This window comes from Halanaerobium kushneri, assembly GCF_900156285.1.
Lineage (GTDB): Bacteria > Bacillota > Halanaerobiia > Halanaerobiales > Halanaerobiaceae > Halanaerobium > Halanaerobium kushneri.
On record NZ_FTNC01000002.1, the window covers coordinates 129737 to 143115 of the forward strand.

The 13379-nt window shown below is 30.2% G+C and carries 8 protein-coding genes; all 8 read right to left on the bottom strand.

Annotation, left to right across the window (positions count from 1 at the left end):
- Positions 1–2: 2 nt before the first annotated feature.
- The 8 genes from BW929_RS02480 to BW929_RS02515 all read right to left on the bottom strand — a co-directional run bounded on the left by BW929_RS02480 (position 3) and on the right by BW929_RS02515 (position 13370).
- Positions 3–527 (bottom strand): DUF6431 domain-containing protein, encoded by a 525-nt coding sequence (locus BW929_RS02480; protein ID WP_076543794.1) that lies wholly within the window; start codon positions 525–527, stop codon positions 3–5.
- A gap of 97 nt (positions 528–624) precedes the next feature.
- On the bottom strand, positions 625–1824 hold the full coding sequence (istA, locus tag BW929_RS02485; RefSeq protein ID WP_234978052.1) for an IS21 family transposase: 1200 nt from the start codon (positions 1822–1824) through the stop codon (positions 625–627).
- A 166-nt stretch (positions 1825–1990) separates the two neighbouring features.
- Positions 1991–4402: a glycoside hydrolase family 38 N-terminal domain-containing protein gene (locus BW929_RS02490; protein WP_076543796.1), complete on the bottom strand. Its 2412-nt coding sequence runs from the start codon at positions 4400–4402 to the stop codon at positions 1991–1993.
- A gap of 73 nt (positions 4403–4475) precedes the next feature.
- Positions 4476–5381, bottom strand: coding sequence for a glycyl-radical enzyme activating protein (locus BW929_RS02495; RefSeq protein ID WP_159437144.1), 906 nt, complete (start codon positions 5379–5381; stop codon positions 4476–4478).
- Between the two features lie 57 nt (positions 5382–5438).
- Positions 5439–7700 carry a pyruvate formate lyase family protein gene (locus BW929_RS02500; RefSeq protein ID WP_076543798.1) on the bottom strand — a complete coding sequence of 754 codons (2262 nt, stop codon included), beginning with the start codon at positions 7698–7700 and terminating at the stop codon, positions 5439–5441.
- Between the two features lie 26 nt (positions 7701–7726).
- Positions 7727–10354, bottom strand: a complete 2628-nt coding sequence (locus BW929_RS02505; protein ID WP_076543799.1) for an alpha-mannosidase — start codon at positions 10352–10354, stop codon at positions 7727–7729.
- A gap of 154 nt (positions 10355–10508) precedes the next feature.
- Complete coding sequence (locus BW929_RS02510) at positions 10509–11783, bottom strand: Gfo/Idh/MocA family protein (RefSeq protein WP_234978049.1); 1275 nt, start codon at positions 11781–11783, stop codon at positions 10509–10511.
- A 114-nt stretch (positions 11784–11897) separates the two neighbouring features.
- Positions 11898–13370, bottom strand: a complete 1473-nt coding sequence (locus BW929_RS02515) for a CehA/McbA family metallohydrolase (RefSeq protein WP_076543800.1) — start codon at positions 13368–13370, stop codon at positions 11898–11900.
- Positions 13371–13379 lie beyond the last annotated feature (9 nt).

The following is a 13379-nucleotide window of genomic DNA, read 5'->3' on the forward strand; positions in this document are numbered from 1 at the left end:
AATTAAAGTGCCATAAAACATTGATTAAAGTGATCCTGATACTCTTTTGAGAGTATCTGAGCGTCGGAGCTCCAAATCATTTTAATTAGTTTTGTGGCTTTTTTTATTCTTGATAATTTAAAGGGGATCAGTGAGTGATATTTATCTCTGAAAAAAGCAATTAGACCAGGAATATTGCAGGTAAACCTGTGCAGATAAAAATATACTGCTCGTTTGTAAAGAAGTAGTTTTTTCTGCAGCAGATATTCTTTCATACAGCAGACAATATAATTTAGAGATCTCTGAAATCTAGGGAAGAGAAAAGCTGGAAGAATGGAAACAGTTTTCTTACAGTGCTGGCATTTGTATCTTCTAATTTGTATCCAAAAGCATTGGTTATCGATGGTGATTACATAGCGGTGGTAAAATCCATGTTTAAGAAGTTTATCATGGCAGTGAGGACATTCTTCAGGGTGAGGAAAATTATTATTCTGGCCGAGCTCAGAATATTTTTTTACAGGTATTTTAAAGTCATGAATGATTTGCATCTGATCACACCCTAAATATTCTGACAATATTTTATCAGATTAATTTAGGAAAAGAAAGTGCTTGCTTTAAATTATTTTGATTAATATTTATCGTTTTCTAGTGGATTAATTTGATAGATAACATCCAGTCCTGGATCACTTTTGCCTGATCATATCCTCTAGCTTTTTTCCTGAGTAAACTCAGGAAATGATAGGGATAAAGAATTTCTTTGTTTTTACCAAAGAGCCTATCATGTACGGCAACCACTTTATCATTGTAGACCAGTCTGATTTCAAATGGATATAGTCTGGCCTGTAGCCTTTTGCCAACATATTCAGTTGGTACAGAATATCGATTGGTATCTATATGGACCAGCTGATAGCTGCTAACTTTAACATCTTTAAGACGGGCATAGTCATAAATTTCTGTTAGAGGAAGAAAATCTTCTGCTAATAACCTTTTCTCCCAGGTTTCACCGAGATGTTTTTTGGTTCTAAGTCTATGCTGACATTTTTTAAGCAGCATCTGATTTGTATCTTCATAACTGATAAATTCTGGTCTTGGTAAGAAGTAATTATTCTGAACATATTTTACTAAATTTTCAACTAAGCCCTTTTCGTTACCCTTGCCAGGTCCACAAAACTCTGCTTCAAAAGAGTAAAATGATTGTATTTTAAGGAATTCCTGCTGCAGTATACGATCCTGCTCTTTAAGAACTGTTTTTACTGCTGGTTTAAGATTATCAAAAATAATCTTTTTAGGAATACCACCAAAAAATTTAAATGCTGAACTAAGTCCATCAAAAAAGAATTCTGTCTGTTCTCTCGGATAGGCTTTAACAAATTCACCTTTGCCAGAGCATAATTTAGCACAGAAGGCATGCTGCTTGACAGGAACACCTTTTTTCACAGAGTATACTTCACCAAAATCAACCTGTAGGGACCCACTAATTGGAACCAGTTTCAGATAGGCTTCCTGCTGGTTTATATGGAGTTTTTCTTCCTCCTTTCTACACTGATAAGTAAAGGAAGAATAAGTACCTGAATAGCCTTCTTCACGGATTAATTCATACATCCTGAGTTTAGTTAATTTTTGTCCTTTAGGAGCTTCACTGTTTTCTTTAACCATTATGTTTATTCGCTTTTTGAAATCACCATTTACTAGCTGAGGTCTGTCTGTACTTAGCCTGTATTTTTGTTCTGGGTTTGCAATAGCTTTAGTTACAGTATCGCGATGTATCCCAAGTTCGCTTGCAATAGCTCTCTTACTTTTCTTTTGATTAAAATATAGAAACCTAATATAATTATATTGTGCCATCTCTTTCACCTTTCTTACCTCCTGTTTATAATGATTATTGGATAAATCAATTATACAGGAGATGGTGTTGAGGTGGTACACTTTTCGATTAGCAGAATATTATTTTTGGTACACTTTTAGTTTAGCATATGCACCTATTTCAAAAATCTATAGTCAAGAACTTTTCTTAAAACTCAAAATATGGTAAATCTGTATTTAATTCTTTACAAGCTAAAAATGATTTTTCTGCATCATTAAATTCATTTGACCATTTAATTAAAAATTCAAACTGATAAAAACCACCAATTTCAGCTTTAAAATTTGTTTCCCAATAATTACTTAAAGCCCATGCATATACATTTTTTTTGAGTTTTTTTAACTTTTTAGAACCTTTGAGTAAACGATTTCTATATTTAAGATCTCCAATATGTATAATTGGAGTGTCAGGTGTTGCTACAGTTATTCCACTATTTTTTGTGATAATTGAAAATCCTTCCTGAACACAATAAAAATCTGTTAATGTACCGGGTAACTGGTCTTTCCAAGGTTCTATTTGTCCACCAGTTTTATGAAGAAAAATATTATTAATCTTAGAAGAATCAGCAGAAAAGGGTAAGGAGATGTATAAATTCTCTGCCTCCCAGTTACATGTTTTTAAAAATCTTATAGTACAATCAGCTTGTGGCTTATAATGATATGCTCTTATTTTAAGCAAATAATGTTTAAGTCCAGGGGAACTATATTTTAATTCTACTTCAGTGAAAAGTTTATTCTCTTTTATTGATCTTAAACCTGTGAATTTTCCAATAAATCTATTTACTTGACAATTCTTGCGATTTCTACCCATCGAAACTCTTGTTTTAATTATATCCTCTTCATTCTTTGCAGGATTCATTTCATAAATTGGAGTAAAAGGATTATGTACTCTTTCATCAGATAATAAACTTATTTTATTTTTCTTATCAAACCACTTTGTAATTCCTTTTTCTTTTTCCCATTCAAGTTTAACATATGGAGTTTCCAGAAAATGCTCACCAGATTCTGATTTACAATTTAGATTTGATTTTAATTCTGTATCTACAATAATTCCAGACTTATCTCTATAACTAACATTACCTCGCATATCAAAACTACTCCGACTTATCTGGCTATTTTCATATTTTTTTTGAATATCAATTGTTTTTGTTTTTTTTGCCTCAACACAAATATTCATAAACAATGAATTACTCTCTTTATCAAAATATTGTTTTTTGGGAATCTTTTTATTAATTATACCAACCATCTTTTCATTATTTTTTATAGACTCAGAAATAGGAAATTTATATAATTTATTGACCTTAAAGGGCATTGGATTAACTATTTTAATTTTTTTAGAATTAATTAATTGAGCATTTAAAATTCCTTCGGAAATTAATAGTTCATTAGTTATTTTACTTATATAATTATATGCTTGAGTAGCGTACTGCTTTTTGGTTTCAGAAATTATATTTACTTTATTTAAATAAGGATGTGACACAGATTGATGATGTCCCCAAGTATGTTCAGCATATAGACCTAGAAGTTTTTCTGCTTTTCTAATTTTAGTATCGTCTTTAGTATTATACTTATCTAATAAATTACGATAGTATTTCAGTTTTCTTTGAGCTAAACGAAAAGTAGATGTAGTTCTTGCAGTACTAATTACTCCATCTGTCCACCAGTCTGGCCAATCCCCGCTATATACTGGAATTTTCACATCTGTATTTCTAATTTTTTGAAATACTTCATCTATTGTTACCATTTTCAAAAATATCTTGTCACCATAAGACTTATTCCACTTTTTTATCATTTTGATAATATTCTCATTTGGGGGGGCATTATCAATCACTTTTCCACTAACTGTAATCGGAACGAAGTCAAAAGGATAGTTTTCTTCTTCTAATTTCTCTAAATATCTAGGAATTCTAACTTCTGCAATAGAAAATGGTTCCATTTGATTTAAATCTAATTCATCATCTATAAATTTCCCATGTATTGGTCCAATACCAAGATCATTTCCAAACATATAATGATCTCCATTCCAAACCAGCACTTTATTTTCTTTAGGAGTCTTCCAGTAAAATGGAAATTGTCTTCTTCCAATAGGAAACATTCCATGATGACTATGGGTACAGCTATAAAGATTCTTAATCCCATTGCTATATAAAATTTCAGAAAAACCCCAACTATAACCATTAATATCCGCAGTTAATGCTGTTTCTAGATTTATAGAATTTTCTTTTGAAAAATCCACAGCACGTTTTGTAAGATTATTTAGTACTTTATAATCAAGAAGTTCAGTAAAATTCAGATAAGAAGCTGAAAGCCCTATTTTACCTTCAATAACGTATTTTATGAATTGTTTAAGTTCATCAGATTGAGCTTTTTTTAAAAATTCTTCAACGCTCCAAAAAGTTTCACAATTCCACTTATACCCTTCTAATGATTCTTTAGATAACATCTCTATTACTTTTCGAATATAATTAACATGACGTAATTTAATAATATTTTGTTCTGCAGTAAAACCAATATCTGTATGAGAATGATTAATAACAAAAATTGTCCACTTTCTTTTTGGCATTTATTTTTCTCCTTTGATTTATTATAAAACTCATAAATCTTAGTTTATATATTTTGTTATCTATCAAAAACAATTATCCTATACTCACTTTTTTTACTCCAAACTCCTTTAATTTTTTAACTAGAGAAGCTTTTTCAGTTTCTGAGAACATCTTGGTTTCAAAGTAATTAATATTACCTATATTCTTATTTTTAGAAATTCCCCAATTATTATAAAACATAATATGGGTTTCTAAAATACTTTTATATTTATTCGAAAGGTCTGCTATTGCTTTATAATGTTCATCGCAATTATTTATTCCCGGAATAATTGGGCATCTTAAAATTACATTTGCATCTCGATTACATAAAAAATCTAGATTAGATAATATTAATTCATTGGATACTCCAGTATATTTTTTGTGCCTATTTTTTCCTGTAATCTTATAATCAAAAAGAAATAAATTTACCAGCGAAATAATTTTTTTATAATTGCTTTCTTTAGCGTATCCACATGTTTCTATAGCTGTGTGAATATTTTCTTGCTTACATTTTTCCAGTAATTTCACCAAAAAATCGATTTGAACAGTTGGTTCCCCACCAGATACAGTTATACCACCACCAGAATTATCATAAAACTTCTTATCTTTAATAACTTCATCCATTACCTCTTCCACTGAAACGCTTTTCCCTATGATTGATAATGCATCTAACTCACAAACTTCAATACATTTTCCGGACAACTTACATTTATCGAAATAAACATAATGTTTACCACTAACAAAGTTATGTACACCATTACCACAACTTTGTTCACACATCCTACAATTTATACACTTACTCTCATTATAAGATAACTGAGCTTCATATTGTTGTGACTCTGGATTATGACACCAGATGCAATTTAGTGGACATCCCTTTAAAAAAACGGTTGTTCTTATTCCCGGCCCGTCATGAAATGAGGATCTATTTATATTATAGACTAATCCCTTTTCTGACATGTTTACAACTCCTAATACCATTTGAACTTTTTGAATTATAGATAACTTAATTAAACCTTAATAAATAGTTCTACCTATTATATCCTTCTGAACTCCCTGCTCAAGATCAACAAACCTTGCAGTATAGCCTCCAACACGCACCACTATATTCTGGTACTTTTCAGGTTCTAACATTGCCTTTTCCAGATCTTCTTTATTTACAACACTAATATTACATTGCGAACCACCAAGATCAAAATAAGTGTATAACAATTGCTTCAGCTTATTTCTTTCTTTATTAAATAATTTCTTGCTAAACTTGAAGTTCTGAGCAATACCAGCATGAATATCACATCTCATTTGTGTAAGTGAATTAATCAAAGCAGTAATGCCTTGTGTATCCATCCCCTGAACAGGGCCATTGGCATTCGATAAAGGTGTCCTGCAGAGCCTTCCATCAGCTGTTGCAGCTGTGAATTTTCCTAAAGTTGTATTGGCACTATTATTTATTTCCACGACCAGAAAAGAATCTAAACATGTATTTTGATTTTGTTTTTTTGTAATATTACAAATATGTTCATGAACTCTAGCCGCCATCCTGTCTGCCTGTGCTTCATCATTTCCATACTTGCTTATATTCAGTAGATACCGTCTTTCTTTTTCAAAGCCTTTAAAATTATCATTTAGCATTTCTAATAAATATTCAGCCGAAAACGTCTTCTTATCATAAATAGCTTCTTTTATTGCAGCTAAAGAATCAGATGTAGTAATATTTCCATATGTCTCTATAGTCCCTCCAAGATGCTGTATTCCACCATCAAGAGCAGCTTTTCCTTTAGAAAGACAGTCACTCATGAGCATACTTTGAAGCAGAAAAGAACCTTCTTCATTTAAGGTTTTATATATCTGCTCTTGAATTTTTGCTGCCTTTTCAATAAAAAATTTAATTTGCTTGTCATAAGCAGCAAAAAAGTCCTCAAAAGTTTTAAAATCATTAAGGTTGCCAAGTTCTAAACCAATAACATCTCCTGTCAACAAATCTACACCATTATTTAAAGTAACTTCAACTATTTTAGGCATATTAATTATTACATTGGGAGTTCCCAGACTTCTATGACCAAGGATAAACTCTCCACATCCAAAAAAAGAATAGTCCTCTGCAACTTCCCGTGTCACTTTAAAAGCTTTTTCGACACCTGGAACATTAACATCATCATTATATAAAACAGGAAAAGTAAGACCAGTTCCAAGTAGATCAAGTGCTTTATCCATGAGACAAGAATTCATTCCCTCATAATATCTTAGACTTGTTTGAGGAAACATACCTCCTGCCCTTTTAGTGGCCTCCATGGCAATAAGTGCAAATTCATCTGCATTATTCTCATTCCACCTTCCCACTCCACCAAGAATAACTCTGCTATTCCTCCCATACAATTGATCTATTAGTTTAAAAAGAGAAGTCAAAAGCTGAATAGCTTTTTCCTCTGTAATAATATCATTATTCCGATCATTAACATAGAGATCACCAAGTACTACATCCATCCTATTAAAATCCGTAATCCCAGCAACTATATTAAAAATCCAAATAAGTTGTAAAGCTTCCCTAAAAGTAGCAGGTTTATTATTTTTAATATTAGAGATAGTATTCTTGATTTCATGGAGTTCTTCTGCTTTATCAACAGTTATATCTGCGGCCTTTAACTGTCGATTTATATCTTTTATATAATAGTCCCAAGCATATAGAATTAAATCCAGAGCACCATTAAGACCAGTATAGAAATCTTTGTTTCTGCCATATTTTTTTGCTTTTTTCAAACCATTATTAATTTCTTTGCGTAAGCCTGGTATACCTACTTGTATAAGTTTTTCATGGTCCACCTGAAACTCTGCTATCCTATATAATGGATGGATAATAGCACTTTCATTCACCCAATCATCAGTAGGAGCTGCATATTTCATAGTAGCTGAAAACGCCTGGCGCGCCTTGTAATTTGTATTTTCAGTTTCCCAAAAATCACACATATCTTCAACTAATCTTTCATATTCTTCATCTATATTCGAACTATTTAACTTCTCTTTTACCCTACCTAAATCATAACAATAACCACATCTATCAATTTCATCACTTGTTCCTTCACCATACACTATATGATGAAATCCAATAGTGTTATACTCTATTCTACCTGCTAATAAATCATTGTCTTTCATAGGTCTAAGCATTGTAGGAAGCTGAACTTTTAAACACTCCAACTCTCTTATTGACTTTGAAGCATCCTTATATTTTTTGTATGTTTCAGTAAAAAGTAGTTCAGCATCCAAAGATTTTAGTGTTTGCCTCAAAATAATTCCTCCTTTATAAACTAAGATTACCTATCAACTATAATCGTAAATATTTTCTTAGAAGGAACATTCAAATATAAACCTTCTTCATGCTCAATCTCTTCTATAATATCTTCAGACAAGTTTCCTAAGTAAACATTCGAATAATCAAAGTCTAGGTTGATTTGTGTTTTTTGATTTTCTTCAGTCGGATTGTATATTCTTAATATGATCTTTTCACTCGATTCATGTTTTTTGATCGAGCTAATTTCAATTTTTTCATTTTCAATTTCAATATAGCTTTTTTCTTCTGGTAAACTGCCTGACTGTTTTTTAAGAGTTTTTGTTTTTAATTGTGCTCTATATTGTTTAGCTTTATGAGAAATTCCAGCTTCAGCCCAATTGCCCTTATGTAAAACTAAAGCATAAGAAAAGCTATGCTTGCCTAAACATTGAGCTTCAGGAGCAGGCAAACATGGTCCAGCTTCAATTGTACGATGTTCCAGATCATCAACTGATAGCCACCCAACACTCCTTAACAATGTAAGCGCTATTGAATTTTGTTTTTCAGGAATAATTTCATATTCAGGTAAACCTCTATTTAATAATGAAACCCCAACTTGATCATCACTCAAACTTACAAATCCTGAATTATGAGCAGTTTTATAAGCCTTTTCAACCCACCCTTTACTATCAGGAACCGCGATAGGTCTTTTTACTACATCAAAATGACTATCTGCATATACAACATCTGTATCAATCCCTGTTGGAAATTCAACCTGTAAACGATGATCTTTTGCTTTGTTATCGAAAGTTGTTTCAAAATCAATTCTTTGGATCTTACTATATAAGGTAATTTTAGTTTCTAAAGGACAGTCAATATAACTACATGATCTGGACTTTCGATTTTCACCTATTTTTTCAGGTAAAGACATAGAACCTGATATTTTTAATGTCACTTCTGAAGAACCAAAGTTTTCAATCGAGCAATTTGAAAGATTAGATAATATAACTTTATCTTTTAATGGAGGAGAATATGTATATTCATCTCCAGCATCACCTCTATCTGAAAATCTATTACAATTATTATATGTCCTGTTGTTTATTTTATCTGTTATGTCAACTGTTCCATCATTATTTGCTTTTACTATATAAAAAACATTCTCTATATAATTACTACCATGAGCTATATCTGAACTATATTCTCCTGGCATTGTAAGATCGTTTACCGCTTTAATCTTATATGTTTTATAGCCTGCTGCCGGGATATTTTCTGCAGTAAATGATATGTCAGCATAATTTACATCAATTAGAGTTGGAGTATCAAATGGATCTAGCTCAATTTTTATATCTTCACCATAGTCTTTAAGTTGATGAATTATTTCATGATTATCATCAAATACTTTCACTCTATTAAACGTGATTTCTTTTGAAAACTTAATCCTTGTATTAATATTTTCATTAATTTCATAAGGAAGTGGGTTAAATATTGTTAAAGCTAACTCATCGTCTTCTAAATATTCAACATTAATTTTATTAGTTATATATTGTAAGTTTTCATTAGTTATCTCTTCAGCAATCTGTTCTGCCCAATCAAACCTGGTCATCATTTCTTTATGCACCTGGTCAATACTACATCCACAAATACTGTCATGAGGATGGTTTTTCATTAACCATTTCCATCCATTCCAGATCAAATTAGAGCGATACTTTTTATCCTGCAGCCAAGCAAAAGTAGATGTTGGTTCTGCCCAATTTTCAAGTAAAGTCTGACATCTCTCATTGGCCTGCTTAATATACATTCTCGCAGAATAAACCGAATTTAGGGTCATCATATCTTTATTGGATCTGAATTCACCTTTTAACTTCTCTAAATCATCATTTACCGTTTCTTTAGCATAGTCCATATATTGTTTTAAATTCCCCTGACTTATTTCAATATTAGGAAACTTTTTGTTTAGATACTTACTTAATTCTGGAATATGAGGTTGTGCCTCTAGGTGGTCTACTCCATTTAATAATAATAGTGATTTTGAAGTTTCTCTTTTCAATAGGTCATCTATTGAATCTCTAATAACATCATAAGCTTCATCAAAATCTGTGGAAAGACTTCGGGCATTACAATATCCAACCTGTGGAAGATGCGCTGCAAATAGTTCTGTTCCATCCGGTCCTTCCCAGATAAATTCGTTTCCTTTTGTCTTATTATAATCAATACCACGCCAGAAAATTATATTATCTATATTAAATCCCTGAAGTATTTGAGGCATTTGAGATATATGACCGAAGGGATCCGGCAAGTAACCAATTTTCATAACTTTTCCAAAGTCATCTGCTATTTTATGACCTAATAATAAATTTCTAATAGTAGCTTCACCGCTAACTAAAAATTCATCAGGTAAAATATACCAGGGACCCACCTGTATTCTATCTTCACCAATATATCTTTTTAGTATCTCTTTTTTTTCTGGATACACTTCAAGATAATCTTCTAATATTATTGTCTGGCCATCAAAACTAAAATCAGTGAATTCATCATTTTCAAGTGTATTAAATAAATTTTCAAAAGTATTTATCAGTCTTAACTTAAACTGTTGAAAGGTAAGATACCATTCTCTATCCCAGTGAGTATGTGGTACAATGAAAGCTTTATAATCATTTGTTTTTTTAAACATTTTATTCCTCCCTCAAAACAAAAATAATAATTGGTTCTAATTGAATTTCACCTTTAGATTTTATTTTGTCACCAATTTCACCTTGAGTAACTTCATAAAATATGGGGTTCGAATATTTTATATATAATTAATATGAAAGTAATAAATTAAAATATTATTCTTTATAATTAAAACTTTTTCTTATATTATCCAAATAAATTACTTTATTATTAAATCGTGACTTTTCAGCAGCATGAGCCATAATATGACTCTCAATTGAATTTTCTAAAATACTTATACTATCTGATTTGTTTTTACCTTGAATCATTTTAATGAATTCTTTCATTACTCCTGCATCACCACCATTATGACCACTTTTAGACTTTTTAACTTTAATTTTTTGCTCAGAAAAACCAAATTTATTAATTTTAATTATACCTCTATCAAAATCAGCGTTAATTTCTCCTTTAGTTCCAAAAATAGATGTTTTTCGAGTTATTTTATCAGAAAATGCTGTTAATGCAAAATTAACTTCTATATTATTGGTTAAAGTCATTCTAATAGTTTGAACTTCAGGTACATTATTATCACATTTATATACACAACGTCCATAAGGACCCTTCCGTAAAGCCTCAATTTTTGCTTCATAAGAAAAATCATCTGTTATAACTGAAGTTGGCCACCCATCACTGCCATTAAGATATATTTTTTTTGCTGAATATGGACATTCACTTTCTATAGAACAATCTAAACATTTATTTGTTGCTCCTTTGGGATGATTATTTTCATTAAAAAAATCAAGTGAAGCATGAGAAGATAATTCTATACATTTTTCATCTGTTAACCAGTACAGCAAATCTAAATCATGACAACTTTTGGCTAAAATTATCGGAGCTGCTACTGAAGTATTACGCCAATTTCCTCGCACATAACTATGAGCAAAATGATAGTAGCCTATCTTTTCAATGTGATTTATAAAACGAATTTTACCAATATATTCTTTTTTTAAAATCTTTTTTAGTTTTTGATAAAATGGAGTGTATCTAAGTACATGACAAACTAATATATCACTATTAGTTTTCTGCGCTTTCTGAAGAACCTTAAAAGTATCATTTAAATTGGGGGTGATTGGCTTTTCTAATAATATTTTATACCCCTTTTCCATGGCATACAACACTGGATTTAAATGCATATTATCTAGGGTTGAAATTATAATTCCATCTGCTAATTTTTTTTGATTAAGAAAATTTTCCCAAGAATTATATTGTAATTTTTCCTTTATATTATGTTCATCAGCAAATAGTTTTCTTTTTTTTTGATTAGGTTCTGCTACAGCTACAGCTTTAATCTTATCTGAATTATTTTTTATGAATTGTCCATATGCACCTCTACCCCGATCACCAGCACCTATTATAGCTACTGTTACTGTTTTATTCATTTTATTTATCACTACCTTTCATTCCTGTATATTCCTTTCTTATCTTTAATAGTTCATACTATAAATTGAAGATATTAAATTTAAAAATAAATCATTACGAACAATTGTAAAATTAAAACTTAAAATTTATTGTTTAATAAATATTGGATTAGTTAATACTAAAATTTCTTTACTATTTTCAGCTTTTATTTCCCAATAATAATATCCAACTTTAGATATATTATAATATATCATATTATCTTTTGATTTTTTTAAATTTTTTGTATAAACTATTTCTCCGTCATGGTATAAATTAGCTTCTACTTTATTTGTTAATTTTTTTACTGAAAATCTAAGTTTAATTTCCGAGTTGAATTTTATAACATCTCCCATTTCTCCAATTATATTATCGTTTAAAGCAGCTTTAAAATCTACTTCAGGTCCTGAACTAATATAGGCCTTTCCTCTTGACAATGCATATGATATGTGTTCTTTAGTACATTCTTCTGCCTTTACATAAGTAAATGGAATACGTTTATTATTTTTGTAAAATTGAGGATCATGAAGATCATTACTACTAATAATAGTAATTTTATATTTCTCATCTAACTTTCTATGCCAAAGTTTTCTAGCTAAAGTGTTTTGAATAATATTATATTCCCAATTTCTAAACCATACTTCCAATAGATCTATTTGTTTCCAATCAATTTCAGAATATTCCCATTCACATCCCATGCAGACTGGATTACCGATAGAAAAAGGATGTGCTACTGAAAAAAGCCCTCCTTGATTATGTATTTGACGAATTTGTTTTTCTAAATTATCATTTTTATCGGTGGTTCTCCAATCAATATATGAATTTATATTTAACGCGACTGCATGGCCAAAATAACTAGATAATTCGATACTAGGTATAATTGTAATATCATCTGTCATTTCATTTGTTATTTCATTCCAAGCACTAATAGTATTGTGATCAGAAAGTGCAAAATAATCAAGATTATAATCTTTGACAAGTTCAACCATATTCTTAAGATCTGTCTTTCCATCACTATGATTTGTATGAAGATGCAACTCTCCTTTATACCATTTATATTCTATTTCTTTTTTATAAAACCAAATTTCAAGTTCATAAGATACTTTTTCTGAACAAATTCCATGAGTTTCTATTTCAACAGTCCAGTTTCCACCTGTAATTGGACCGCATAAAAAACCAGTTGTTGTATCTTCCTGGCATTTAGAATCAATTGCAATTTTTTTTCCATAAAAATGTGGTGAATCCCACCGTCCCCTGAATTTTCCCAATGGACTGTATAATGAAAAATTTAATTGATTTTTTAACGGAATTAATTCTTTAATTAATGTTTTTTTCTTTTCTTTAAAAATTTCACGCATTTCTGAATCAAGTTTTATAACATTTTTTTTATAAAAATCATTTAATTTATTATTAATATCTTCAACTGCTTGTTTTTTATTTTTCATATATTCAGGAAAATAAGTGAATTTTAATTTTAATTTTTGAGTACCTTCTGGTATATTTAAATTTATTGGAAAAAATTTCTGGTTGTCTTTTTTATGGAATTCACCAGAAAATTTTTGCTCTATTACTTTAATTTTCAAAACCTCCTT

Excerpts from the sequence above, each read along its gene's own strand:
- BW929_RS02480 (WP_076543794.1), bottom strand. The coding sequence starts at position 527 with ATGCAAATCATTCATGACTTTAAAATACCTGTAAAAAAATATTCTGAG.
- istA (WP_234978052.1), bottom strand. The coding sequence starts at position 1,824 with ATGGCACAATATAATTATATTAGGTTTCTATATTTTAATCAAAAGAAA.
- BW929_RS02490 (WP_076543796.1), bottom strand. The coding sequence starts at position 4,402 with ATGCCAAAAAGAAAGTGGACAATTTTTGTTATTAATCATTCTCATACA.
- BW929_RS02495 (WP_159437144.1), bottom strand. The coding sequence starts at position 5,381 with ATGTCAGAAAAGGGATTAGTCTATAATATAAATAGATCCTCATTTCAT.
- BW929_RS02505 (WP_076543799.1), bottom strand. The coding sequence starts at position 10,354 with ATGTTTAAAAAAACAAATGATTATAAAGCTTTCATTGTACCACATACT.